We start from the raw sequence: 24,935 nt of genomic DNA, 5'->3' as shown, positions 1-24,935 counted from the left end.
ACATTGATGGGTGCGAAGAGGATGTTCATGGACTCTTACGCACACATCTTTACTTGTACATACAAGCATATGCAATCAAGCGGCCAACTTTGCGCGCAAGGTTTGAAGATTTTTTCGGGACGAGGGTGGAAGCCTTGGAAAACAAGGCTTCGCAGCATGATGAATTTTCTTACGGGGGATTTTTACAGTGCGGGAGACTTGTCAGCGAGGCAGGGCTTTGCGCCATGCTGGGGCGTTCGGTAACAAGTTGGTGCGGGAAGAGGGAAACAAAATGTGGGGGAAGAAACCCCCACCTGTTCAAGCGGCGGCAGTCAATTCGATAACGCAGCAACGGCCAGTCACACTGACATCCAGCAGGCCGGTGTTACCGTCCAGTTGCAGGCAGTCGTGACGGTTCAGCCGCTCACCGAGCACCTTCACTTCATCGGCCACGCTGAACACCAGCACGGTGTGCGCGGCACTGAAGAAACGCTGCGTGCCGTCCATCCATTGCAACCGCGCTTGATAGCGCTGCGGCGAATAGATGAGGTTGAAATCGCGGATCGGCCCGCCGATCAAGCGGCAGGACACCTGGCTGTCACCCTTGAACGGGAATGGCTGCAGCGGTAACAACCCGAGCTGTTCCTCGCCATCCACCGTCAGCACCATGCCCGAGCCTTGCAGCACGGTGATAATGCGCTGGTACCCGGCAAAGGTGGAGAACCCGCCCGACTCGGCGATATCGGCAATCGACAGGCGCCAGCCGAAACCGTCCAGGCCCTCCCCCGCGTCACGGGTGATTTCTTCAGTGCTGCCGCCACCGTTTTTCCACGGCATGCGAATGTAATCGCTAGCGCGCCAGACTTTCATCGAACTCATTTACTGAAACGTCCTTCCAGGCTATGACGGGAACCGGGGTGGATCAAACGTGCGGCCGTGACCGGTTGGCGGCCAGACCAGGTGCGGCGGCGAATCAGCAGGCACGGCTCGCTGGTTTCGATTTGCAGCAGCTTGCATTCGTCGGCGTCGGCCAGGATCGCCTCGACCACGTGCTCGCCTTCGGTCAGCGGCGCCACCTGGTTGAGGTAGGCATAGGGCGTTTGCTGGGTGAAATCCTGCTGCAGGTATTCCGGTGCTACCAGGGCGTTGACGAAACGGTCTTCGATTTGCACCGGAATGTCGTTTTCGTAGTGCACGATCAACGAGTGGAACACCCGCCCGCCTTCGCGCATTTCCAGCGCGACGGCGCGCTCGGAGCCGGCGGCTTCTTCACCGAGGGTAATGACCTTGCACGTATGGCGATGACCGCGGGAGGCGATCTCATCGGCAATGTTGTGCACTTCAAACAGCGCCGACTGGCTCTTGGGCTCGGCAACAAAGGTGCCCACACCTTGCATGCGTACCAGCAGGCCTTCGGCAGTCAACTCGCGCAGGGCGCGGTTGATGGTCATGCGGCTGAAGCCCAACTGGTTGACCAGTTCGCTCTCCGAAGGCACGCGATAATGCGGCGGCCAGTTGCCGTTGAGAATCTGCTGGCTGATCATCTGTTTGACGCGGGCATACAAGGGCGCCGGACTTTCGTCCATGTGGGCAGCCAGTGGAGACTTGGCGGGCGGAGTCGACACAGGAAATCCTTGTAGGTGAAAAAGAAGCATAGCTTGCCGGAGTTTACCGAGCAGGCAAACGTCTGTATATGTATATACAAATAAACACACGACTGGGGTGCCTGAATCATGTCCGCTTTCTTTGCCGAACGCGCGCTGCTGCCTAATGGATGGGCCAACGATGTACGTCTTGAAGTCAGCGCCGATGGCCTGCTGACCAAGGTTGAGCCCAACGCCAGTGCAGACGGTGCCGAACGGCTCAGGGGCCCCGTGCTGGCGGGCATGCCGAACCTGCATTCCCACGCATTCCAGCGCGCGATGGCCGGGCTGGCGGAAGTGGCCGGCAACCCGAATGACAGTTTCTGGACCTGGCGCGACCTGATGTATCGGATGGTCGGCAAGATCCGCCCCGACCAGTTGCAGGTCATCGCGCGCCAGTTGTATATCGAAATGCTCAAGGCCGGCTACACCTCGGTGGCCGAATTTCACTACGTGCACCACGACGTCAGCGGCCAGCCCTATGCCGACCCTGCGGAGCTGTCGCGGCAAATCAGCCAGGCGGCCGCCAGCAGCGGTATCGGCCTGACGTTGTTGCCGGTGCTCTACAGCCACTCCGGTTTCGGCGGCCAGGCACCCAATGAAGGCCAGCGCCGCTTTATCAACAGCACCGAAAATTACCTGAGCCTGCAATCACGCCTGCAACCGATTCTGGCCGCGCAACCGGCACAACGGCTGGGCCTGTGTTTCCACTCGCTGCGCGCCGTCACACCGCAACAGATCAGCGAAGTGCTGGCCGCCAGCGACAAGGCGTGCCCGGTGCACATCCACATCGCCGAGCAGCAGAAGGAAGTCGACGACTGCCTGGCCTGGAGCGGCCAGCGCCCGCTGCAATGGTTGTATGACCATGTTGAAGTGGATCAGCGCTGGTGCCTGGTGCACGCCACCCACGCCAATCCGGAAGAAGTGACGTTGATGGCCAGGAGCCGGGCGATTGCCGGGCTGTGCCTGACCACTGAAGCCAACCTGGGCGACGGGATTTTCCCGGCGGTGGACTTCCTGGCCCAAGGCGGGCGCATGGGGATTGGTTCCGACAGCCATGTATCACTGAGCGTGGTGGAAGAATTGCGCTGGCTGGAATATGGGCAGCGGCTGCGGGACCAGCGGCGCAACCGGCTGTATCGCAGCGATCAGCCGATGGTTGGGCGTACGCTGTTCGATGCCGCGCTGGACGGCGGTGCCGAAGCGTTGGGGCAGCCGATTGGGCGCCTGGAAGTTGGCAAGCGTGCGGACTGGCTGGTGCTGGACGGCAACGATCCGTACCTGGCGACAGCGAACGAAGACGGGATCCTCAATCGCTGGTTGTTTGCCGGTGGTGATCGCCAGGTGCGCGACGTGCTGGTCAACGGGAAGTGGGTGGTGCGCGACGGGCATCACGCCGCCGAAGAAGACAGCAGCCGGGCGTTTACCCAGGTCCTGCGGGATTTGCTGGGCTGACAGACGACACATAACAAATGTGGGAGCTGGCTTGCTCGCGAAAGCAGTGGATCAGTCAATACATCTGGTGACTGTCACACCGCCTTCGCGAGCAAGCCCGCTGCCACATTGGATTGGCGCTGTTTCGTATTACTGCGAGGTCTTCGCCATCTGCTTGTCCGACGTACGCCAGATCAAACGTGTGGTGTCATACCCCTGCTGCCGCGCCCTGCTCAGCAGGTCTTCGCGGGTGTCGGCGCTGACCGTCGGCGTGCGCGACAGCAACCACATGTAGCGCCGGCTCGGGCTGCCGACAATGGCGGTCTTGTAGTCATCGCTGACGTACAGCACCCAGTAATCGCCCTTGGCCACGCCCGGCAACAGCGAGGTGAACCAGTTATTGAATTCGACCCACAGTTTGTCGGTCTTGCCGGCGACCTGCGGCGTTGCGGTGCCCTTGGCTTCCTGCCACTTCCACTCAGGGGTCAGGCAGCGGTTGAACACCGACATGTTGCCATCGGGCAACAGCGTGTAGCGGGCTTCGGACTGCGCACAATTGCGCTGGAAGTACATCGGCAAACGGGCCAACTCATACCAGGTGCCCTGGTAACGCTTGAGGTTGACGCTGCCAACAGTCTTGGGTTGCAGATCATCGCCAGAATGGCTGGCGCAGCCCGCCAAAAACAGGCTGGCGCAGAGGTATAGAACGAAACGCATCATGTTGTTTTTCTCCCGCAGGCTTTCGCCCCGGTTTACTTCAGGCCTTGCCCGGAAAAAATCAGTACTTTGTCACCGGCATATTGCACGCTGATAAAGCTGTTTTTATCGCCCCAGGTGCAACTGGACATACCCAGCGCGCCAGAACAATCAGTCGGCTTGCCCAACAACGACTCCACCTCGGCCTTTGGCATGCCGGCCGACAGTTTTGCGTAATTTTCTTGAGTGACCTTGCTGCAAGCGGCCAGAAGCACGCAAAACGACAACAGGGCGAGACGGCGTAACGACATGGAAAAACTCCTGGAGAGACGAAGCAGCTTGGGGGTCTGCCAGAAGCTTAGAAGGGAAAAGAGGTGTCTGGTTCCCGACGAGCGAAAACAAAAAAGCCCCGAAAACGCTGAAACGTTTCGGGGCTTTTGCTTACCGCAAGGACTTACGCCTTGTGGTAGCCGGTCACACGCTCAACTTCTTCCTTCGAACCCAGGAACACCGCTACGCGCTGGTGCAGGCCTTCAGGCTGGATGTCGAGGATGCGCTGGTGGCCGTCGGTGGACGCACCGCCCGCCTGCTCAACCAGGAACGACATCGGGTTGGCTTCGTACATCAGGCGCAGCTTGCCTGGCTTGGACGGCTCGCGGCTGTCGCGTGGGTACATGAACAGGCCACCACGCGTCAGGATGCGGTGCACGTCGGCAACCATCGCAGCCACCCAGCGCATGTTGAAGTTCTTCTTCAGCGGGCCTTCCTCGCCGGCCATCAACTCGCCCACGTAGCGGGTAACCGGCTCTTCCCAGTGACGCTGGTTGGACATGTTGATTGCAAATTCCTGGGTGGACGCAGGAATGGTGATGTCTTCGTGGGTGAGCACGAAGCTGCCCATTTCGCGGTCCAGGGTGAAGCCCTTGACGCCGTCGCCCAGGGTCAGCACCAGCATGGTCTGTGGGCCGTAGATCGCGTAACCGGCAGCTACCTGCTCGGTGCCCGGCTGCAGGAAGGCCTTTTCGTTCAGGGCTTCGTTCTGGCTCAGGTATTCGTTCGGGCAACGCAGTACCGAGAAGATGGTGCCGACTGGCGCGTTGATGTCGATGTTCGACGAACCGTCCAGTGGGTCGAATACCAGCAGGTACGCGCCTTTCGGGTATTTGCCCGGGATCTGGTAGGCATTGTCCATTTCTTCGGACGCCATGCCGGCCAGGTGACCGCCCCACTCGTTGGCTTCGAGCAGGATTTCGTTGGAGATCACGTCAAGCTTCTTCTGCACTTCGCCTTGTACGTTTTCAGTGCCCATGCTGCCCAGGACACCACCCAGCGCGCCTTTGGACACGGCGTGGCTGATTTCCTTGCAAGCACGCGCCACCACTTCGATAAGGAAGCGCAGATCGGCAGGCGTGTTGTTGCTGCGGGTCTGCTCGATCAAATAGCGACTCAGGGTAACGCGGGACATGGAAGGCTCCGGAAATGGGGGGCTAAAAACCCGCGCAGTTTAACGCGAGTCGGGGCGTATTTCCTCCTATCAGAGGATTTAAACCCAATAGAGTTCATGGACTTTATTTAACGTGCCACCGGTGGCTTGCGCAGCAAACTGTAGGCCATGGCGCCCAGGGCCGCCACACCGAGCAGCAGCACGGCCCAAAGACCAAGCTTTTTCCAGTTCGGCCCGGCAACAACCGGGGCCGCGACCGCAGCCGATGTGACCACCGCCTCGCCCGCCACTTTGGCCTGCCCAAGCCCCGCGAGACGTTCGGCGCTGTAGTCCGGAATCAGGGTCGACAGCGGCAAGTTCGCGCCTTTCACCGACGGATTGCCGAGTACAAGGGTGAACGGTGGCTCGCCCCGCGCCAGGAACACCAACTGCGTGGCCCGCACCGCAAAGCTCAAGGTCGGCGCCTCCACGCCCAGGCCACCGCCACGCTCGTCCACGTCGAGCTTGAGCTGGGCAACAGCCTGGCCCGGCAACTGCAGTTCGTTCTGTAAAACGTCCTGGCCATTTTGCGTCAACCGGTAGAGCAAACCGCTGCTCATTGGCTGCCAGGCCTGATTAGTTTCCCGGCGGCCCGACAAGGTGACCGGCGCCAGGCTGTTGGGTTGGCTCAAGTCGATTCGCAAGCGTTCGACGTTCAGTGCGTTGGGCAACTGCCAGCTGTATTCCCCGGCCTTGAGCCGGCTGCCCGACAACGGCTGCGACCACACCAGCGGCAACGGCAGGCTGTGGGCGCTGACACTCTCCAACTGCGCCGACGTCAGCGCCGGTGCCGCCTGGCCTTTCCACAGCAGACGCAGATACCGCGCCGACTGCCCCGGCAAACTCACTTCATGCTGCTCGACGCGCTCATCGGCAAACGACAACCGTGCCACCTGCCCTTCGCCCCAGGCGCGCCAGTGCTGCAAGTCGTCGCTGGCTTCGATGCTGAAACGCTGGAAGCCGTCGCGCTCGCTCGTCCAGTCGAGGATCAGTTGCTGCAACGGGGCCTTGATCGCACTCGCATCGAGCAGCCAGCCGCGCAGCACTTCTTCGCCGGCCTCCAGTTGGCTCGGCGGCTGCACTTGCACCAGCGTGCCGGTGGACGTGGATTGCACACGCACGCTGGGCACGGCTTCGGAGGAGTCAGCCGCAGCGTACAACGGGAACCACTTCACGTTGGACAGGCTGCGGCTTTCGGTGCTTTGCGCCGACTGCCGCGCCAGTGCGTAAGCCTGGGGCTCGCCAGCGGCGTTGAACACCCGCACATCACTCAGGTCGGCCTGACGGGCGCTCAATTGCACCGCCAGCGGCAGTTCCAGGCGGTACCACGGGCCTTCGCCACTGACCGTCAGCGGCACACGCGTGGTGAAATCGGCGGGCGTTTCCTGGGCCCAGGCCGATAACGTCGTGCACAACCCCAACAGCGCCACACTCAACTTGCCCATCAAGAGGCCACTCCTTCAGTTTCAACCACCGGCTCGGGGCGCTTGGGCGGCAGCGGCGCGAAATAGCCCACCACCAGCAACAGCCCGCCCACACCGATAAACGATACGATCCGCGCCAGCCCGCCACGGTTGCTCAATTCGACGAAGAACAATTTGGCCACCACCACGGCAATCAATGCCGCACCGATCAGCCACACCTCACGCCGGTGACGCAGATGGCCGCCGATCATCAGGCTCAGGGCAATCAGGGTCCACACGATCGACAGCCCGGCCTGCACCAGCATCGACTCCAGCAACGCATCCAGATGGAACGGCACGCCACCCCAGTGATGAGCCGTGCGCATCACCAGCGCAGTGAAGAAGGCGAACAACGAGACACCGGCGACCGCCTGAGCGACCAGTTCGGCGCGCGGGCCGCGTTGCGGTGCGGCACTGCGGGACCACAGGTACACACCCAGCAGCGCGAATAGCAATCCAATATCCAGCGGGTTGAGCAGCGGCACATACGGCAGCGGCTCGGCGGTGCCGTCGCTGAAGATATTCGCCAGCCAGAACCAGCCGAGCATCAACACCGCCAGCGGCAACGCGGCATACAACCGGTACTCGCGCGGGTACGCCGACACCGGCCACGGCCAACTGCGTGGCGCGGCGGCCAGCACCAGGTACAGGCTTGGCAGGATCGCCCAGCCCAGCCAGCGCCAGGCGTTGTATTCCTCGGACAGCAACAACAGGCCGTAGCGCAACTCCAGCGCCAGCACACCGATCAACAGCCAGCAGCCGAGCACGTGCGCGGCGCCCAGGGCTTTTTCCGGGATGACCAACGCCAGGCGCCGCAGCGACACGAAGTGCACCGCAAACACCGCCGCCCAGGCCAGCCAGGCGAAGTTCGCCGCCGGGTGATAACGCGAGCCCCACGCGCCCAGCAACACCACGCCCACCGCCGGCATCAACAGCGTGCACAGCAAGCCCAGCGACGCCCATTGCAGCCTCAGGGCCAATACCGCCCAGATCGCCACACTCACCGCCGCTACCGCCAACAGCCAGGTGCCTTGCAGCATCGATGGTGCAAACCGCAGCACTTCGCTGACCAACGCCAGCGTCCACCAACCCGCACCCCACACCAGCAGCACGTCGGACAGCCGCTGCAAACTCAACGCCTCGAACACCGGCGCATGAGGCCGACGCTGCAAGCGCCAGGCACCGACCAGCGCCGCCAGCCCGAGCACCATTGGCGTCCAGAAACCGCTATGGCCCAAAGGACGCAACCCCTCGCTGGCCAGCGGCCCGAGCAGATCCGGCACCGCGATCAGGAACGAAGCGCCGCCGATCACTTGCAGCAACAACCCGAAGACAAAACTGACGCGCTGTTGCAGGTACAGGCTCAGCCATATGATCAACAAACCACTGGCCGCCCACACGCCGCTGGCGGTCTCCCACGGCAGCACAAACAGCACCGCCAGGTTGATCAGCACCAACCCGGCGAGCAACACCACCGACAGGCCACGCAACAACCGCACATCGCTGCGCACCATGGCGTCTCGCGCGGCCAGCAGCATGCCGCCGATCAATGCCAGGCCAATCAGCGATGCGGTGAGCAACCCGCTCCAGCCCGCACTGAACACCGCGCCTGAATCACCACCCGCTTGCAGGCGCAGCAGGAACAGCGCGCCACCCAGCAGTTGCACGGCAAACGCGGTGAAGAGGAACGTACGCGAGCCGATGCGCAGGCCCACCAGCAAGGTCGCAAGACCGGCAAGCGCCCAACTGATGGCCGTGCCTTGGGTCCACAGCAGCAACGGTGCGAGCAGGTACAAGAAGCCCAGGCCGACGCAGGCCAATACCGGCAAACCTCGACGCTCCCACTGCGCCGCGTGCTCCACCGGCGCCTTGCGCAATTGGTCGAAACTGAACAGCAAGGCCGCCCCCAGCAACAACGCACCCAAGGGTGCACCGTCCAGCAGGCTGGTCTCGCCAATCCGCAATTCGCTGAGGAACGCCAGCGCCGAACCGACTTGCAACAGCAAGCCAAACGCCCGTGCCAAAGGCCGCTGCTGACGCAGGCCGAGCCAGAAAATCCCGGCGCCTTCCACGGCCCAGGCCGCCGCGGTCCAGCGTGCGTCGAGGCCCAACGGAATCGCCAGGCTGGCGAAGATCACACCCAGCGCCAGGCAGGTTTCCGCCAGCAGCAAGGCGCGCCCGCCACTCAGCAAACGAGCCAGGCCCATATAGATGATGCCCAGGGCCAGCGCGCTGAACGCAGCGGCAAATTCCAGGTGCTGCACCAGCGCAAACTGCAAACCGAAGCCCACCAGCGGCGGACCGAACAGCATGCTGCCGTCGACATAATCGCCCTTGGCCGCCGACCAGCGCAGCAACGCGCCGCGGCTGTCATCGTCCGGCGCGTCGCGCATCTCCAGCAACTTGCGCCGGGCGAACAACAGGCCGATGCCCAGGTACATCAGGAAAAATAGAATCAGGAACGGCTCGGTGCTCCACAGCAGCTCCGGTGTATAGGAGCGCATGCCCCAGGCGAAGCCGATGCCGAAGGTGCCGACAAAACCGATCAAATTGAGCAGGCGCCAGGCCTTGAACCAGGCGATGGCGAGAATGCCTGCGTTGAGCAGGGCGAAATAGCTGAACAGCGCCACATGGTTGCCGGCGCCGGTGGACGTGAGGATCGGTGCCGCAAAACCGCCGAGTGCAGCGGCGCAGGCCAGGCCGAGGGCGTCCTGGGTAATCGCCAGGATCGCCGAGAAAACGGTGACCGCCACCAGCAAGCCGAGTGCCGCGCCGGGGTCGAGCAACGGGTGCAGGCGCATCGCGGCGAACACAGTCAGGTACAACACGGCGATGCCGGTGCCTTGCAGCATCAACCCATAATTACTGTTGCGCAGCCGCAGCCACCAACCCAGACCCAGCAGTGCCAATGCGCAACCGGCGACACCTGCGTAACGCAACTCGATTGGCACCACCATGCCTTCAGTGGCATAGCGCAGCAGGAAGGCCAGGCCGAGGAACAACAACACCACACCGACCCGCAGCACGGTGTTGCCACCGAACAGCCAGTTGCGGGCACCGCTGATTGCGCGCTCGATAAAGTTGGGGCCGCGAGGCACCGCAGGCGCGGCAGGTTGTTCAGGGATTTTCGCGCTCGGTTCGGCCCGCCACACATCAGCCGGCAATGGCTGGCTGGGTTCGGCCACCACACTTGCGTAGGCAGGTTCCAGTTCGGCGGGTAATTCCCAGACGAGTTCGGGCGGCGCCGCTACCGGCAGCGGCTCTTCGACAAACACAGGTCCGGGGGTTTCAACGGCGGCAGGCCTTTCCAGCAAGGCCAGGCGTTGCTCGACCACTTTCAGGGCGTTGCGGGCAGACTCCAGCTGACGGCCTTGTTCCTCCGTACGCGAGGCGAGCATCGACAGGCGAATCGCCTGGCCAATGCCCAAACCGAGCAGCGCTCCAATGCCCGCATCACTGAACGACTCGTCGAGTGTCCAGCCGAGCACCAGGCCAATCAGCATGAAAATCCATTGCATGGTCGATATCCCTAAGCAGCCCGAAGCGGGCAAAGGCGATGCTCAGTATATCGACACGGACCCCATGTGGGAGCGGGCTTGCTCGCGAAGGCGGTGGATCAGTCACAAATTTGTCGACTGACGCTGCGCTTTCGCGAGCAAGCCCGCTCCCACATTTTTTATTGCAGTGTCTAATCCAACGCTTTCCAGATTTCCGTCGCGTATTCGCGGATGGTCCGGTCCGACGAGAACCAGCCCATGCGCGCGGTATTAAGCACCGCCGAACGCCACCATTCCTTGGAGTCGTGCCAATGGGCCTCGACCCGCGTCTGGGCATCCCAGTAGGAATCGAAGTCGGCACAGACCAGGAAGCGGTCGTAGTCGATCAGCGAATCCACCAACCCGGCATAACGGCCCGGATCATCCGGTGAGAACACCCCGCCACGAATCGCTTGCAGCACATCATTCAAGCGATGGGACGCGGCGATCTCTGGCCCGGCGCTGAATTCGCCCGCGTGTTTGCGCGCTTCCACCTGCTGGGCGCTGAGGCCGAAGATGAACATGTGGTCGGCACCCACGCGCTCGTGCATCTCGACGTTGGCGCCGTCCATGGTGCCGATGGTCAGCGCGCCGTTGAGGCCGAATTTCATGTTGCTGGTGCCCGAGGCTTCAAAGCCAGCGGTGGAAATCTGCTCCGACAAGTCGGCCGCCGGAATGATGCTTTCCGCCAGGCTGACGTTGTAGTTGGGCAGGAATACCACCTTGAGCAACCCGCGCACGGTGGGGTCGTTGTTGACGGTACGGGCGATGTCGTTGGTCAGCTTGATGATCAGCTTGGCCTGGTGATAGCTGGCCGCGGCCTTGCCGGCGAAGATCTTCACCCGCGGCACCCAGTCGGTGCCCGGCTCGGCCCGGATCGCCTGGTACAGCGCGACGGTGTGCATCAGGTTCAGCAGCTGGCGCTTGTACTCGTGGATCCGCTTGACCTGCACATCGAACATCGCCGCCGGGTTGACCGAAATCCCCAGGCGCTCGTGAATGATGTCGGCCAGTGCCCGCTTACTGTGCAGCCGCTGTTCGGCGAAGGCCTTGCGAAAGGCTTGCTTCTCGGCAAACGGTTCCAGGTCTGCCAGGCGCTGTTCGGGGTTATCCAGCACGTCCGGGCCCAGTGCCTCCACCAGCATCGCCGTGAGCTTGGGGTTGGCCTGGTACAGCCAGCGGCGGAAGGTAATGCCGTTGGTTTTGTTGTTGATGCGGTCCGGGTAGAGCTTGTGCAGTTCGGAGAACACCGTGCTGCGCATCAGTTGCGTGTGCAGGCCGGATACGCCGTTGACACTGTGGGAACCGAGGAACGCCAGGTTGCCCATGCGTACGCGGCGACCGTTGTCTTCTTCGATCAGCGAGACGGCACGCAGCACGTCGAAGTCATGGATGCCCTTGGCCCGCAGCGAGTCGATATGCTGGGCGTTGATCAGGTAGATGATCTGCATGTGCCGCGGCAGCATGCGCTCCATCAGGCCGACCGGCCAGGTTTCCAACGCCTCGGGGAGCAAGGTGTGGTTGGTGTACGAAAGGGTTTCGACGGTGACGTCCCAGGCGGCATCCCACGGGATGTCGTGCAGGTCCACCAACTGACGCATCAACTCGGCCACCGCGATCGAGGGGTGAGTGTCGTTGAGCTGGATGGCCGCGTGCTCGCCCAGGCTCAATACCGAGCCGTGCATGTTCTTGTGGCGACGCAGCAGATCCTGCAACGAGGCGGAGACGAAGAAGTACTCCTGGCGCAGGCGCAGCTCCTGCCCTGCTTCGGTGCTGTCGGCCGGGTAAAGCACTCGGGAGATGCTTTCGGCGCGGGCCACTTCGGCGACGGCGCCCAGGTGGTCACCGGCGTTGAAGCGCTCCAGGTGCAGGTCTTCCACCGCACGGGCACGCCACAGGCGCAAGGTGTTGACGCTGGCGCCGCGCCAGCCGACGACCGGGGTGTCATACGCCACCGCACGTACGGTTTCATTCGGCGACCAGACCTGGATCGACTTGCCGGACGCGTCCAGCACGGTTTCCACACCACCGCCAAAGCCGATCGGGTAGATCACTTCGGCGCGCTCGAACTCCCAGGGGTTGCCGAAATCCAGCCAGCGTTCGGTTTGCTCCTGCTGCCAGCCATCGACAATCGCCTGGCGAAACAGGCCGTGCTCATACCGAATGCCATAGCCATGGCCGGCAATACCCAGGGTCGACATGCTTTCCATGAAGCAGGCCGCCAGGCGGCCAAGGCCACCGTTGCCCAGGGCCGCGTCGGGCTCCAGCAGGCGAATGCGCTCCATGTCCACACCCAACTCGCTCATGGCCTCACGGGCCACGTCCAGCAAGCCAAGGTTGCTCAGGCTGTCGTAGAGCAGACGGCCGATCAAGAATTCCAGCGAGAGGTAATAGACCCGCTTCTGTCCCTTGCGGTAGATGTGCCGCGTGTGGTCCATCCAGTGGTCGACCATGTGGTCGCGGGCGGCCAGTGCGATGGCTTCGAACCAATCGTGGTCGAAGGCGTGGTCGGGGTCCTTGCCCACCGCATAGGTAAGTTTGGTCAAGACGGCATCGCGAAATGCGGCTACCTCTGCTTCTCGTACAAGCGGTTCCTGAGACATCGATGCGACCTCGGGCGAGATAGAAGGAGTTGCTAGAGCCTAGACGGTCTGACAGACGGTAGACGCTCTGGTTCGGCAGTTTTTTAACTCATTCACCTTTGCGGGAATTTGATGCAGGGGCCGTGCCCGTTTGTGGCCCGGCACAGCCTTCGAGCTGAAAGCTGGAAGATATTGTTCAAAAAACCACCAGTTCCGGTATGATCCCGCGCCGGATAACACCCCTCTTGGAAACCTGATGAAGCCTCAACTGATCGCCGCCGCGGAACTCGACCGTCTCGAGACCTGGCAGAAATACTCAAGCCATATGTGTGGCGGCTGTGTGTCGAGCTGCTGCACCCTGCCGGTTGAGGTGAAGATCAAGGACCTGATCCGCATCGGCATCGTCGATGAGTTCGAGCGTGGCGACCCGCCGAAGAACATCGCCAAGCGCTTGCAGAAGGAAGGCATCGTCGAGCGCTTCAACGCCAAATCCGAGATCTTCACCCTGCAGCGCATGAGCAACAACGATTGCCTGTACCTGGATCGTAAGAGCCGCTTCTGCACTATTTATGACAAGCGCCCGGATACTTGCCGCAATCACCCGAAAATCGGGCCGCGCCCGGGGTATTGCGCGTACAAGCCGAAGGAAGTGGTGCGCGAGACTAGGTTCAAGACCCTCGACAAGTTCTGATCCAGATTCTTATTACCTGAACTACCGCTTTCGCGAGCAAGCCCGCTCCCACACTTGACCTTACTCATCCTGAAAAAACGCGGTCGAATGTGGGAGCGGGCTTGCTCGCGAAGGGGCCCGCACAGTCACTACAGATATTGCAGGCATAAAAAAACGCCCCCGGCCTTTCGACCGGGGGCGTTTTTCATTCAGCCTGAGTTAACTCAGTTCTTGGCTTTCTTGGCAGCGCGGGTACGCTCGCCTTCGTCCAGGATCTTCTTACGCAGGCGGATCGACTTAGGCGTAACTTCGCACAGCTCGTCGTCCTGGATGAATTCCAGAGCCTGTTCCAGGGTGAAGCGAACAGGTGGAACCAGAGCGATGGTTTCGTCTTTACCCGAAGCACGCATGTTGTCGAGCTTCTTGCCTTTGGTTGGGTTGACGCCCATGTCGTTGTCACGGCTGTTCAGGCCAACGATCTGACCGTTGTAGATCTCTTGACCGTGTTCAACGAACAGCTTGCCACGCGCCTGGAGGGTTTCCAGGGAGTAGGTCAGCGCCTTGCCGGTTTCTACCGATACCAGAACACCGTTCTGACGACCGGACATGTCGCCGGACTTCATGGTGTCGTAGCGATCGAAGATCGAGGTCAGGATGCCAGCACCGTTGGTCAGGGTCAGGAACTGGTTACGGAAACCAATCAGACCACGAGCAGGGATGTTGTATTCCAGACGCACACGGCCTTTGCCATCCGGCACCATGTTGGTCAGGTCGCCCTTACGCAGGCCCATCTCTTCCATGACCTTGCCCTGGGATTCTTCAGGGGTGTCGATGGTGACGTTTTCAAACGGTTCCTGCTTCACGCCGTCAACCTGACGGATGATCACTTCAGGACGACCAACGCCCATTTCGAAGCCTTCGCGACGCATGGTTTCGATCAGTACCGAGAGGTGCAGCTCACCACGGCCGGAAACCTTGAACTTGTCAGCCGAGTCGCCTTCTTCAACGCGCAGAGCAACGTTGTACAGCAGCTCTTTGTCCAGACGTTCCTTGATGTTACGGGAAGTCACGAACTTGCCTTCTTTACCGCAGAAAGGCGAGTCGTTTACCTGGAAGGTCATGGAAACGGTTGGCTCGTCAACGGTCAGAGGCTTCATCGCCTCGACGTTGTCCGGCTGGCACAGGGTATCGGAGATGAACAGCGAGTCCATACCGCTCACACACACGATGTCACCGGCAAACGCTTCTTCAACGTCGATGCGGTGCAGGCCGTGGTGACCCATCAGCTTCAGGATACGACCGTTGCGCTTCTTGCCGTCGGCGCCGATGGCGACCACCGGAGTGTTCGGCTTGACGCTACCACGAGCGATACGGCCAACACCGATAACACCCAGGAAGCTGTTGTAGTCCAGTGCCGAGATTTGCATCTGGAACGGGCCTTCACGGTCAACTTTCGGAGCCGGTACGTTGTCGACGATCGACTGGTACAGCGGGGTCATGTCTTCAGCCATGTCGGTGTGTTCCAGACCGGCAATGCCGTTCAGGGCCGAGGCGTAGACGACTTTGAAGTCCAGCTGTTCTTCGGTGGCACCCAGGTTGTCGAACAGGTCGAAGATCTGGTCCAGAACCCAGTCCGGACGCGCGCCTGGACGGTCAACCTTGTTGATGCACACGATCGGACGCAGGCCGGCTTCGAAAGCCTTCTTGGTCACGAAACGGGTTTGCGGCATAGGGCCGTCTTGAGCGTCAACCAGCAGCAGAACGGAGTCAACCATCGACATTACGCGTTCAACTTCGCCGCCGAAGTCGGCGTGGCCCGGGGTATCCACGATGTTGATGTGGTAGCCGTTCCAGTTGATGGCGGTGTTTTTCGCCAGAATGGTAATACCGCGCTCTTTCTCCTGGTCGTTGGAGTCCATCACGCGCTCGTCGTTGAGCTCGTTGCGCTCCAGGGTGCCGGATTGACGCAAGAGTTTGTCTACCAGGGTGGTCTTACCATGGTCAACGTGAGCAATGATGGCGATGTTGCGTAGATTTTCGATCACTTGTGTATCTCGATCAGAGGATTCGGTGTGCTGACAGGTCGTGGCAGCGATTAACAGTAGAGTCAGGCCTTGCCGTTACAGCTTGACGGCAGAGTCGGGGGGCCGGTGACGCAGGCCACAGGCAAACAGCCCCGGGCTCTTAGCTCGGTCGATAAACGCGCACATTGGCATGCCCCTCACTGAGCAAATGGTGGGCATGCAGGCGACTCATCACGCCTTTGTCGCAATACAACAGGTACTGACGGCTGTCATCCAGTTCCTTGAAACGCGCATTCAATGCATAGAACGGCAGCGTTTGTACGTCGATGCCAGCAATTTCCAGCGGCTCGTCTTCAGCGGCATCCGGGTGACGGATGTCGATGATGATCTGACCGGCCAGAGCCTCGCTGACTTCTTCGATCTGCAAATCCTGGCCCAATTCGTCGATAACCCGATCGATCGGCACCAGCTTGGCGTTCTCAAGCGCACGCTCGAGCACCGCCATATCGAACTGTTGTTCTTCGTACTCCACGCGGTTGCGCTTGGCGTGGGTCTTGGGGTTCACCGAGATGACCCCGCAATATTCCGGCATGTGCTTGGCGAAATCCGCCGTGCCGATCTGGGTCGCCAGGTCGATGATGTCTTGCTTGTGACTGGCGATCAGCGGGCGCAGTACCAGCTTCTCGGTCACAGAGTCGATCAACGACAGGTTCGGCAGGGTCTGGCTGGACACCTGGGAAATCGCTTCACCGGTGACCAGTGCGTCGATTTCCAGCCGATCCGCGATTCGGGACGCAGCGCGTAACATCATACGCTTCAATACTACGCCCATATGACTGTTATCGACTTTCCCGAGAATTTCTCCCAGGACTTCCTCGAACGGTACGCTGACAAACAGCACCCGTTGCGAGCTGCCGTACTTCTTCCAGATGTAATGCGCGACTTCCATCACGCCCAATTCGTGTGCACGCCCGCCCAGGTTGAAGAAGCAGAAGTGGCTCATCAGCCCGCGGCGCATGATCTGGTAGGCCGCGACAGTGGAATCGAAACCGCCGGACATCAATACCAGGGTCTGTTCCAGGGCACCCAGCGGGTAGCCGCCGATGCTGTCGTGCTGGCTGTGGATCACAAACAACCGTTGGTCGCGAATTTCCATCCGCACTTCAATTTGCGGCTCTTTCAGGGAAATTCCGGCAGCGCCGCACTCGCGACGCAGCTTGCTGCCCACATATTTCTCGACATCCATGGAGCTGAACGGGTGCTTGCCGGCGCGTTTGCAACGCACTGAAAACACCTTGCCTGCCAGCACATCGCCGTAGTGCTGCTTGCACTTTTCGGTGATGTCGTCGAAGTCGCCCAGCGGGTACTCGTCGACCTGCAGGAAATGCGCGATGCCCGGCACGCAGCTCAGGCGCTCGGTCATGTCCTTCAGGGCCTTGGGGTCTGTGAGGCGGGTTTCCAGCTCGAGATTGTCCCACACACCATTCACCACCACAGCCGGGTCCAGATCGCGGAGCACGGCACGGATGTTCTTGGCCAATTGACGGATGAAACGCATCCGTACCGGTCGGCTCTTGATGGTGATCTCGGGGAAGACTTTAACGATTAATTTCATGAAAACAGCGCGCGCAGGCCCAGCCGAAAAAGGGGGGCGCGGATTATAGCGGAAATCGCTCAAGGTTTAACCAGTTAATATGCAACTGACCTTTCGCGCACCAAAACGGGTCATAAACCAAAATAAGCGCTACATTGCGGTGCGCAATTTCTTCCGTTTCAGCGGATTGCACCTTTATAGGGGCGTTTTTGTGGCAAAAAACCCATGTCGGGGCACTGGCATGCAATTTGCTCTCTTGTGAGGCAGGTTGCCTTGGTCGAGTATTCGCGCCGGCATCACCCACATTCTAAGGGCTACTCCACTACCCCAGCCCGAAGCCACCCGGAGGACACTATGTCGAAGTCGGTTCAACTCATCAAAGATCATGACGTCAAATGGATTGATCTGCGCTTCACGGACACCAAAGGCACTCAGCACCACGTGACCATGCCGGCTCGCGACGCGCTGGATGACGCCTTCTTCGAAGAAGGCAAAATGTTCGACGGCTCCTCCATTGCCGGCTGGAAAGGCATCGAAGCTTCCGACATGATCCTGATGCCGGACGACAGCACTGCCGTACTCGACCCGTTCACCGAAGACCCGACCTTGATCATCGTCTGCGACGTGATCGAGCCTTCGACCATGCAGGGCTACGACCGTGACCCACGTGCGATCGCCAAGCGTGCCGAGGAATACCTGAAGTCGACCGGTATCGGCGACACCGTATTCGTAGGCCCGGAACCAGAATTCTTCATCTTTGATTCGGTCAAGTTCAAGTCCGACATCTCTGGCTCCATGTTCAAGATCTTCTCCGAACAAGGTTCGTGGATGTCCGACCAGGACGTGGAAGGCGGCAACAAAGGCCACCGTCCAGGTATCAAAGGCGGCTACTTCCCGGTTCCTCCGTTCGACCACGACCACGAAATCCGTACCTCCATGTGCAACGCCATGGAAGAGATGGGCCTGGTCATCGAAGTTCACCACCACGAAGTGGCGACTGCCGGCCAGAACGAAATCGGCGTGAAGTTCAACACCCTGGTTGCCAAGGCTGACGAAGTTCAGACCCTGAAGTACTGCGTACACAACGTGGCTGATGCCTACGGCCGTACCGCTACTTTCATGCCTAAGCCTCTGTACGGCGATAACGGTTCGGGTATGCACGTTCACCTGTCCATCGCCAAAGAAGGCAAGAACACCTTCGCTGGCGAAGGTTATGCCGGCCTGTCCGACACTGCCCTGTACTTCATCGGCGGTATCATCAAGCACGGTAAGGCCCTGAACGGCTTCACCAACCCATCGACCAACTCCTACAAGCGTCTGGTCCCAGGTTTCGAAGCTCCGGTAATGCTCGCCTACTCGGCTCGCAACCGTTCCGCTTCGATCCGTATTCCTTACGTGTCCAGCCCTCGCGCTCGCCGTATCGAAGCCCGTTTCCCGGATCCGGCAGCCAACCCGTACCTGGCCTTCGCTGCCCTGGTCATGGCCGGCCTGGACGGTATCCAGAACAAGATCCACCCTGGCGATGCCGCCGACAAAAACTTGTACGACCTGCCGCCTGAAGAGGCCAAAGAGATCCCACAAGTGTGCGGCAGCCTGAAAGAAGCCCTGGAAGAGCTGGACAAGGGCCGTGCGTTCCTGACCAAAGGCGGCGTGTTCAGCGACGACTTTATCGATGCCTACATCGCCCTGAAAAGCGAAGAAGAAATCAAGGTCCGCACCTTCGTACACCCACTGGAATACGAGCTGTACTACAGCTGCTGATCCGGTAGCGCTGCGTAACGCGGCGTGATGAAAAAGGCCTCCTTCGGGAGGTCTTTTTTTTGCCCGCAAAACCCTGTGGGAGCCGGCTTGCCCGCGAAAAATTCAAAGGCACCGCATTTCTTCAATACTTACGCGTTATCGTTAACGACCTTCGCGAGCAAGCTCGCCCCTACAGAAGAGGGATCTGCCTTGAAACTCAAAATTGGGTTCATCTTGCTGGCCATCAGCGCCAATGTATTCGCAGCACCACCCACCCTCGCCCCGCTGCTCGACAGCATTGCCGAACGCCTGGCGATTGCCGACCAGGTGGCACTGAGCAAATGGGACAGCCACAAGCCCGTCGAAGACCGCCCACGGGAGCAGGACGTGATCGCCAGCGTCGTCGCCCAGGCGCCGAGCTACAAACTGGCACCGGCACAGGCCGAGCAGTTTTTCTCGGCCCAGATCGAGGCGAACAAACTGGTGCAGTACGCCCACCTTTCCGACTGGCAGCTGCAAGGCAAGGCGCCGAATGACCCACGCCCGGATCTGGTCGGCCAGATCCGCCCTAAACTGGACCTGCTGCAAAAACGCCTGCTGCAACAGCTGGCGGACTTCACCCCGGAGCGCACCAACCCGCAATGCCCGCAATGGCTGGCCCAGGCCAATCACGCACCTGCCAAAGACTCGCTGCAGCAGCTGGCAATGATCCGCGCCACTGCCGAGCTGTGTATCTATAAAATCTAAAATTGCGAACCCCATCAAAATGTGGGAGCGGGCTTGCTCGCGATGGCGGTGTGTCAGTTGATATATGCATGACTGACACGCCGCCTTCGCGAGCAAGCCCGCTCCCACAATTTAGATCCGACCCATTCAGCCAATCAGTCGCTGCCACCAGCTTCCTGAACAGACTTTTCAAAACCGCACTATATTGGTGCGATACGCTGCACCCTTCCCACTTACGCAACCCATTTTGGTTCGAAACTTCCCGTCCAAGCTGGCAGAACGCCACAGTTTCGCGCCTTAAGCCCCCATTTCAGGGCTTTAACGCTTCTTTTCGGAGCTTTGGTTTGGTTTTTGCATTTTCCTTGTATCAGCGTGTGCCTCAAGCCCGCGCCTTGCTCCAAAAGAGGTCCTAATGACCATCAGCGACGCACTGCACCGCCTGTTACTCGACAACCTGACCACCGCGACCATTCTGCTCAATGACGAACTGCGCCTTGAGTACATGAACCCGGCGGCGGAGATGCTGCTGGCCATCAGCGGGCAGCGCAGCCATGGGCAATTCATCAGTGAGCTGTTCACTGAGTCGGCCGAGGCCTTGAGCTCGTTGCGCCAGGCCGTGGAGCAGGCGCACCCGTTCACCAAGCGCGAAGCGATGCTCACCGCCCTCACCGGCCAGACCCTCACCGTCGACTACGCGGTAACACCGATCCTCAGCCACGGCGCCACCTTGTTGCTGCTGGAGGTGCATCCCCGCGATCGCCTGCTGCGCATCACCAAGGAAGAGGCGCAACTGTCCAAGCAGGAAACCAGCAAGATGCTGGTGCGCGGCCTGGCCCATGAGATCAAGAACCCCCTGGGCGGGATTCGCGGCGCCGCACAGCTGCTGGCTCGCGAGCTGCCGGACGAAAACCTCAAGGACTACACCAACGTCATCATCGAGGAAGCCGACCGCCTGCGTAACCTGGTAGACCGCATGCTCGGCTCCAACAAGCTGCCGTCTCTGGCAATGACCAACGTGCACGAAGTGCTGGAGCGGGTTTGCCAGTTGGTGGAGGCCGAAAGCCAGGGCTGCATCACCTTGGTGCGCGACTACGACCCAAGCATTCCCGACGTATTGATCGACCGCGAGCAGATGATCCAGGCGGTGCTCAATATCGTGCGTAACGCCATGCAGGCCATCAGCAGCCAGAACGAGCTGCGCCTGGGGCGCATCAGCCTGCGCACCCGTGCCCTGCGCCAGTTCACCATTGGCCACGTGCGCCATCGCCTGGTGACCAAGGTCGAGATCATCGACAACGGCCCCGGCATCCCTGCAGAACTGCAGGAAACCATCTTTTTCCCAATGGTCAGCGGCCGCCCGGACGGTACCGGGCTCGGCCTGGCCATTACCCAGAACATCATCAGCCAGCACCAGGGTTTGATCGAATGTGAGAGCCATCCCGGTCACACCACCTTCTCGATCTTTCTGCCACTGGAACAAGGAGCCCCATCGACATGAGCCGTAGTGAAACTGTCTGGATCGTCGATGACGACCGTTCTATCCGCTGGGTCCTGGAGAAAGCCTTGCAACAGGAAGGCATGACCACCCAGAGCTTCGACAGCGCCGACGGGGTGATGAGCCGCCTGGCTCGCCAGCAGCCCGACGTGATCATCTCCGACATCCGCATGCCCGGCGCCAGTGGCCTGGACTTGCTGGCGCGGATTCGCGAGCAGCACCCGCGCCTGCCGGTGATCATCATGACCGCGCACTCGGACCTGGACAGCGCTGTCGCGTCCTATCAGGGCGGCGCCTTTGAATACCTGCCAAAACCGTTCGACGTGGACGAAGCGGTGGCGCTGGTAAAACGCGCCAACCAGCACGCCCAGGAACAGCAGAACCAGGAAGCCCCGCCGGCCCTGACCCGTACCCCGGAAATCATCGGCGAAGCGCCGGCGATGCAGGAAGTGTTTCGCGCCATCGGGCGCTTGAGCCACTCCAACATCACCGTGCTGATCAACGGCGAGTCGGGTACCGGTAAAGAACTGGTGGCTCACGCCCTGCACCGTCACAGCCCACGGGCGGCGTCGCCGTTCATTGCGCTGAACATGGCGGCGATTCCGAAGGACTTGATGGAATCGGAACTGTTCGGCCATGAAAAAGGCGCGTTCACCGGTGCGGCCAACCTGCGCCGTGGCCGTTTTGAACAGGCCGACGGCGGCACGCTGTTCCTCGATGAAATCGGCGACATGCCGGCCGACACCCAGACGCGCTTGCTGCGGGTCCTGGCCGACGGCGAGTTTTATCGGGTAGGCGGGCACACGCCAGTCAAGGTCGACGTACGTATCATCGCGGCGACGCACCAGAACCTGGAAACCCTGGTGCACGCCGGGAAATTCCGTGAAGACTTGTTCCACCGCCTGAACGTGATCCGCATCCACATCCCACGGATGTCGGACCGTCGCGAGGACATCCCGACCCTGGCCCGTCACTTCCTCAGCCGCGCCGCCCAGGAGCTGGCCGTCGAGCCGAAGCTGCTGAAAAGCGAGACCGAGGAATACCTGAAGAACCTGCCATGGCCGGGCAACGTGCGTCAGCTGGAGAACACCTGCCGCTGGATCACGGTGATGGCTTCGGGGCGCGAAGTGCATATCAGCGACCTGCCGCCTGAGCTGCTGAGCCTGCCGCAGGATTCGGCACCGGTGACCAACTGGGAGCAGGCGCTGCGCCAATGGGCCGACCAGGCCCTGGCACGTGGCCAGTCGAACCTGCTGGACAGCGCTGTGCCGGCTTTCGAGCGGATCATGATCGAAACCGCCCTCAAGCATACCGCTGGACGTCGTCGCGACGCCGCCGTGCTGCTGGGCTGGGGCCGCAATACGCTGACACGCAAGATCAAGGAGCTGGGGATGAAGGTTGACGGTGGGGATGATGATGAGGGCGATGAAGGCTGATTGATCCCTCAAGTACACCGAAGATCCAGTGTGGGAGCGGGCTCGCTCGCGAAGGCGATGGTTCAGTCAACATACGTATCGACTGACGCGCCGCCTTCGCGAGCAAGCCCGCTCCCACATTTGGATCTCCACAAGGTTTCAGCACTGTGCACCGCTTCAATGCACCACGAACCGGCATCGCGCACTTATCCAACGCCTGAAACACATGCCTTGTTAAGAAAATATTAAAACCCAAAAAAGCCAAAGCCCCGTATTCCGGGGCTTTGCGCTTTCTGAAGAAATTTTTTGGCGCCACTTCGCAATTCTGGCACGCGCCCTGCAATAACCCTGTCACTACCCAGTTTCGGGGACCTTGGTACAGGCAGGCCGAGAATCCCCTCTTTAACACCCGGGGTGCTTGATGCGGATCGCGTCGCGCCCCACACCCGTTTCGGGAACCTCGGTACAGGCAGGCCGGGGATTCCCTCTTTAACACCGAAGCCTTTGGCTTCACCCCGTTTTGGGAGCCCTGGTACAGGCAGGCCGGGAACTCCCTTCTTTACACCCGGGGCTTATGAGGCAACGCGCCCATAGCCCCAGCCCGTTTTGGGAACCTTGGTACAGGCAGGCCGGGGATTCCCTCTTTTATTGCTCCTGGAGATGGATCTCCACCCGCCAGCGTCCATCGGCCTTCTCTCCCGACCACTCCCCGCGCAACGGCCGAGCCGCCACCAGGTTCAGCAGCAAGCCGCCATCGGTCTTGCGTACGCGCCAGTTCACATCCTTGTCATTGACCTTCAATTGGCCGCCCTGGGCCTTGCCAAGCGCATCGAACAGCAGCGCCACGGTGCCGTCGATATGCTCGCCGTGCAGCTTGGGTTCGCTGTTGAACCACACCACCAGGCCATCGGCGGCGGGCTCTACCTGCTGCAGCTCAACCGGGTCTGGCGTGGTCAGCCGGCCGATCATCAGGCCTACCATCAAGCCGACAATCGCCAACGAGCCTAAAACCCGTGGCAATAGCTTCGGCCTGGGGTCTTCTTCAGGGGTAGAATGCAGCGCATCTTTGCCTTCGGAGCCGTGCATGTTTCACGTCATCCTTTTTCAACCAGAAATTCCGCCGAATACCGGCAACGTTATCAGGCTGTGCGCCAACAGTGGCTGCCACCTGCATTTGATCGAGCCCCTGGGTTTCGACATGGACGACAAGCGCCTGCGCCGCGCCGGGCTGGACTACCACGAGTACGCCACCCTGCAACGCCATGCCGACCTTGCCAGCTGCCTGGAAAGCCTGAACCACCCACGGTTGTTCGCGTTTACCACCAAGGGTTCGCGGCCGTTCCATGATGCCAGCTTTGCCGAAGGCGACGCCTTCCTGTTCGGCCCGGAAAGCCGCGGCCTGCCGGCAGACGTGCTGGACGCCCTGCCCGACGGCCACCGCCTGCGCCTGCCGATGCGCGAAGGCTGCCGCAGCCTGAACCTGTCCAACACCGTGGCCGTCGCGGTTTACGAAGGTTGGCGGCAACTGGGGTTCAAGTAACACTGCATAACGAATGTGGGAGCGGGCTTGCTCGCGAAAGCGGAGTGCCAGTCAACGAAGATATCGACTGAAGTACCGCATTCGCGAGCAAGCCCGCTCCCACATTGGATCGGCGTCGTTGCTCAGAACAGCTTACTGAACCGTTGGCGAGCCTTCCTGTTGCATGCGCTGCAGCTCTTGCGCATACAGGGCATCGAAGTTCACCGGGGCCAGCATCAGCGCCGGGAACGAGCCACGGGTGACCAGGCTGTCCAGGGTCTCACGGGCATACGGGAACAGGATGTTCGGGCAGAACGCGCCCAGGGTGTGGCTCATGGACGCTTCGTCCAGGCCCTGGATCAGGAAGATACCGGCCTGTTGCACTTCAGCGATGAAGGCCACTTCTTCGCCGTTCTTGACGGTGACCGACAGGGTCAGCACGACCTCGTGGAAGTCACCTTCCAGGGCCTTCTGACGGGTGTTCAGGTCCAGCGCAACGCTCGGGGTCCATTCCTGACGGAAGATGGCCGGGCTTTTCGGCGCTTCGAACGACAAGTCACGTACGTAAATACGTTGCAGGGAAAATTGTGGGCCTTGAGCTTCTTCTGCTGCCGCTTCGGTGTTCTGTTGGTCAGTCATCGCAGATCCTTCGTGATCTTGGGGTCTTTTAGGGGTTAGGAGTCAGACGTGAAGCAGCGCATCCAGTTTACCGGCGCGCTCGAGTGCGAACAGGTCATCGCAACCACCGACATGCTTGTCACCGATCCAGATCTGCGGCACGGACGTGCGTCCCGCTTTCTTGGTCATCTCGGCGCGCACCTGGGGCTTGCCATCAACCTTGATCTCTTCGAAGACAACGCCCTTTTTCACAAGCAGGGCCTTGGCCCGCATGCAATAAGGGCAATAATCGCTGGAATAAACGACAACCTGGCTCAT

The 24,935-nt window shown here is 60.7% G+C and carries 20 protein-coding genes; 7 read left to right on the top strand and 13 right to left on the bottom strand.

Going from position 1 to position 24,935, the window contains the following annotated elements; genetic code table 11:
* Nucleotides 1–297 precede the first annotated feature (297 nt).
* Together HX839_RS12960 and hutC are read right to left on the bottom strand one after the other, a co-directional pair.
* The gene (locus HX839_RS12960) at nt 298–858 is read right to left on the bottom strand and encodes a HutD family protein (protein ID WP_177067137.1); all 561 of its coding nucleotides are present in this window, start codon (nt 856–858) and stop codon (nt 298–300) included.
* The gene (gene hutC, locus HX839_RS12955) at nt 855–1,634 is read right to left on the bottom strand and encodes a histidine utilization repressor (RefSeq protein WP_173406113.1); all 780 of its coding nucleotides are present in this window, start codon (nt 1,632–1,634) and stop codon (nt 855–857) included. Before hutC ends, HX839_RS12960 begins: the two co-directional genes overlap by 4 nt.
* A gap of 78 nt (nt 1,635–1,712) precedes the next feature.
* On the opposite strand from hutC, the gene HX839_RS12950 reads away from it, so the two are divergent.
* Nucleotides 1,713–3,077 (top strand): formimidoylglutamate deiminase, encoded by a 1,365-nt coding sequence (locus HX839_RS12950; RefSeq protein ID WP_087693348.1) that lies wholly within the window; start codon nt 1,713–1,715, stop codon nt 3,075–3,077.
* Between the two features lie 129 nt (nt 3,078–3,206).
* Here HX839_RS12950 and HX839_RS12945 read toward each other — a convergent pair whose 3' ends face one another.
* The 6 genes from HX839_RS12945 to HX839_RS12920 form a co-directional block, all read right to left on the bottom strand.
* On the bottom strand, nt 3,207–3,776 hold the full coding sequence (locus HX839_RS12945) for a lipocalin family protein (RefSeq protein ID WP_003217984.1): 570 nt from the start codon (nt 3,774–3,776) through the stop codon (nt 3,207–3,209).
* Nucleotides 3,777–3,808: 32 nt separating this feature from the next.
* Nucleotides 3,809–4,063, bottom strand: coding sequence for a hypothetical protein (locus HX839_RS12940; RefSeq protein WP_003217986.1), 255 nt, complete (start codon nt 4,061–4,063; stop codon nt 3,809–3,811).
* A 143-nt stretch (nt 4,064–4,206) separates the two neighbouring features.
* Nucleotides 4,207–5,217: a class 1 fructose-bisphosphatase gene (locus HX839_RS12935; RefSeq protein WP_003217989.1), complete on the bottom strand. Its 1,011-nt coding sequence runs from the start codon at nt 5,215–5,217 to the stop codon at nt 4,207–4,209.
* A gap of 107 nt (nt 5,218–5,324) precedes the next feature.
* Nucleotides 5,325–6,680, bottom strand: coding sequence for a DUF3999 domain-containing protein (locus HX839_RS12930; RefSeq protein WP_177067136.1), 1,356 nt, complete (start codon nt 6,678–6,680; stop codon nt 5,325–5,327).
* A complete protein-coding gene (locus tag HX839_RS12925) occupies nt 6,680–10,216 on the bottom strand; it encodes a DUF2339 domain-containing protein (RefSeq protein ID WP_177067135.1) in 3,537 nt (1,178 codons plus the stop codon). Before HX839_RS12925 ends, HX839_RS12930 begins: the two co-directional genes overlap by 1 nt.
* Before the next feature lie 170 nt (nt 10,217–10,386).
* The gene (locus tag HX839_RS12920; RefSeq protein WP_177067134.1) at nt 10,387–12,837 is read right to left on the bottom strand and encodes a glycogen/starch/alpha-glucan phosphorylase; all 2,451 of its coding nucleotides are present in this window, start codon (nt 12,835–12,837) and stop codon (nt 10,387–10,389) included.
* A 235-nt stretch (nt 12,838–13,072) separates the two neighbouring features.
* Here HX839_RS12920 and HX839_RS12915 point away from each other — a divergent pair, with 235 nt between their 5' ends.
* A complete protein-coding gene (locus HX839_RS12915; protein ID WP_003217996.1) occupies nt 13,073–13,507 on the top strand; it encodes a YkgJ family cysteine cluster protein in 435 nt (144 codons plus the stop codon).
* 203 nt (nt 13,508–13,710) lie between these two features.
* Here HX839_RS12915 and typA read toward each other — a convergent pair whose 3' ends face one another.
* Both typA and thiI read right to left on the bottom strand, forming a co-directional pair.
* The gene (gene typA, locus HX839_RS12910) at nt 13,711–15,531 is read right to left on the bottom strand and encodes a translational GTPase TypA (RefSeq protein ID WP_003217997.1); all 1,821 of its coding nucleotides are present in this window, start codon (nt 15,529–15,531) and stop codon (nt 13,711–13,713) included.
* Between the two features lie 139 nt (nt 15,532–15,670).
* On the bottom strand, nt 15,671–17,125 hold the full coding sequence (gene thiI, locus HX839_RS12905; RefSeq protein ID WP_023659343.1) for a tRNA uracil 4-sulfurtransferase ThiI: 1,455 nt from the start codon (nt 17,123–17,125) through the stop codon (nt 15,671–15,673).
* A gap of 333 nt (nt 17,126–17,458) precedes the next feature.
* Here thiI and glnA point away from each other — a divergent pair, with 333 nt between their 5' ends.
* The 4 genes from glnA to ntrC all read left to right on the top strand — a co-directional run bounded on the left by glnA (nt 17,459) and on the right by ntrC (nt 22,501).
* Nucleotides 17,459–18,865: a glutamate--ammonia ligase gene (glnA, locus tag HX839_RS12900; protein ID WP_003217999.1), complete on the top strand. Its 1,407-nt coding sequence runs from the start codon at nt 17,459–17,461 to the stop codon at nt 18,863–18,865.
* Nucleotides 18,866–19,054: 189 nt separating this feature from the next.
* On the top strand, nt 19,055–19,591 hold the full coding sequence (locus tag HX839_RS12895; protein WP_177067133.1) for a chorismate mutase: 537 nt from the start codon (nt 19,055–19,057) through the stop codon (nt 19,589–19,591).
* Between the two features lie 391 nt (nt 19,592–19,982).
* Complete coding sequence (gene glnL / locus HX839_RS12890) at nt 19,983–21,068, top strand: nitrogen regulation protein NR(II) (RefSeq protein WP_003218001.1); 1,086 nt, start codon at nt 19,983–19,985, stop codon at nt 21,066–21,068.
* Entirely contained in the window at nt 21,065–22,501 is a 1,437-nt protein-coding gene (ntrC, locus tag HX839_RS12885) for a nitrogen regulation protein NR(I) (RefSeq protein ID WP_003218003.1), read from the top strand. Before glnL ends, ntrC begins: the two co-directional genes overlap by 4 nt.
* Nucleotides 22,502–23,125: 624 nt before the next feature.
* Here ntrC and HX839_RS12880 read toward each other — a convergent pair.
* Entirely contained in the window at nt 23,126–23,566 is a 441-nt protein-coding gene (locus tag HX839_RS12880) for a hypothetical protein (protein ID WP_003218005.1), read from the bottom strand.
* On the opposite strand from HX839_RS12880, the gene HX839_RS12875 reads away from it, so the two are divergent.
* On the top strand, nt 23,565–24,020 hold the full coding sequence (locus tag HX839_RS12875) for a tRNA (cytidine(34)-2'-O)-methyltransferase (RefSeq protein ID WP_003218007.1): 456 nt from the start codon (nt 23,565–23,567) through the stop codon (nt 24,018–24,020). The two genes, HX839_RS12880 and HX839_RS12875, sit on opposite strands and share 2 nt — an antisense overlap.
* A 132-nt stretch (nt 24,021–24,152) precedes the next feature.
* Here the strand turns inward: HX839_RS12875 and secB are convergent, their stop codons facing one another.
* Both secB and grxC read right to left on the bottom strand, forming a co-directional pair.
* Complete coding sequence (secB, locus tag HX839_RS12870) at nt 24,153–24,638, bottom strand: protein-export chaperone SecB (RefSeq protein WP_003218009.1); 486 nt, start codon at nt 24,636–24,638, stop codon at nt 24,153–24,155.
* A 42-nt stretch (nt 24,639–24,680) separates the two neighbouring features.
* Nucleotides 24,681–24,935 carry a glutaredoxin 3 gene (grxC, locus tag HX839_RS12865; protein WP_003218011.1) on the bottom strand — a complete coding sequence of 85 codons (255 nt, stop codon included), beginning with the start codon at nt 24,933–24,935 and terminating at the stop codon, nt 24,681–24,683.

Origin of the sequence: Pseudomonas sp. I8001 (assembly GCF_013385345.1) — a bacterium.
Classification (GTDB): Bacteria; Pseudomonadota; Gammaproteobacteria; order Pseudomonadales; family Pseudomonadaceae; genus Aquipseudomonas.
This window is presented reverse-complemented; position numbering and strand designations above follow the sequence as displayed.

Bases quoted from the DNA above. Each gene is read 5' to 3' on its own strand.
- thiI (WP_023659343.1), bottom strand. From the start codon at position 17,125: ATGAAATTAATCGTTAAAGTCTTCCCCGAGATCACCATCAAGAGCCGA.
- HX839_RS12875 (WP_003218007.1), top strand. From the start codon at position 23,565: ATGTTTCACGTCATCCTTTTTCAACCAGAAATTCCGCCGAATACCGGC.
- HX839_RS12915 (WP_003217996.1), top strand. From the start codon at position 13,073: ATGAAGCCTCAACTGATCGCCGCCGCGGAACTCGACCGTCTCGAGACC.
- ntrC (WP_003218003.1), top strand. From the start codon at position 21,065: ATGAGCCGTAGTGAAACTGTCTGGATCGTCGATGACGACCGTTCTATC.
- HX839_RS12960 (WP_177067137.1), bottom strand. From the start codon at position 858: ATGAGTTCGATGAAAGTCTGGCGCGCTAGCGATTACATTCGCATGCCG.
- HX839_RS12920 (WP_177067134.1), bottom strand. From the start codon at position 12,837: ATGTCTCAGGAACCGCTTGTACGAGAAGCAGAGGTAGCCGCATTTCGC.
- hutC (WP_173406113.1), bottom strand. From the start codon at position 1,634: ATGCTTCTTTTTCACCTACAAGGATTTCCTGTGTCGACTCCGCCCGCC.
- HX839_RS12925 (WP_177067135.1), bottom strand. From the start codon at position 10,216: ATGCAATGGATTTTCATGCTGATTGGCCTGGTGCTCGGCTGGACACTC.
- HX839_RS12950 (WP_087693348.1), top strand. From the start codon at position 1,713: ATGTCCGCTTTCTTTGCCGAACGCGCGCTGCTGCCTAATGGATGGGCC.
- glnA (WP_003217999.1), top strand. From the start codon at position 17,459: ATGTCGAAGTCGGTTCAACTCATCAAAGATCATGACGTCAAATGGATT.
- HX839_RS12940 (WP_003217986.1), bottom strand. From the start codon at position 4,063: ATGTCGTTACGCCGTCTCGCCCTGTTGTCGTTTTGCGTGCTTCTGGCC.
- grxC (WP_003218011.1), bottom strand. From the start codon at position 24,935: ATGAGCCAGGTTGTCGTTTATTCCAGCGATTATTGCCCTTATTGCATG.
- HX839_RS12945 (WP_003217984.1), bottom strand. From the start codon at position 3,776: ATGATGCGTTTCGTTCTATACCTCTGCGCCAGCCTGTTTTTGGCGGGC.
- glnL (WP_003218001.1), top strand. From the start codon at position 19,983: ATGACCATCAGCGACGCACTGCACCGCCTGTTACTCGACAACCTGACC.
- secB (WP_003218009.1), bottom strand. From the start codon at position 24,638: ATGACTGACCAACAGAACACCGAAGCGGCAGCAGAAGAAGCTCAAGGC.
- HX839_RS12930 (WP_177067136.1), bottom strand. From the start codon at position 6,680: ATGGGCAAGTTGAGTGTGGCGCTGTTGGGGTTGTGCACGACGTTATCG.
- HX839_RS12935 (WP_003217989.1), bottom strand. From the start codon at position 5,217: ATGTCCCGCGTTACCCTGAGTCGCTATTTGATCGAGCAGACCCGCAGC.
- HX839_RS12880 (WP_003218005.1), bottom strand. From the start codon at position 23,566: ATGCACGGCTCCGAAGGCAAAGATGCGCTGCATTCTACCCCTGAAGAA.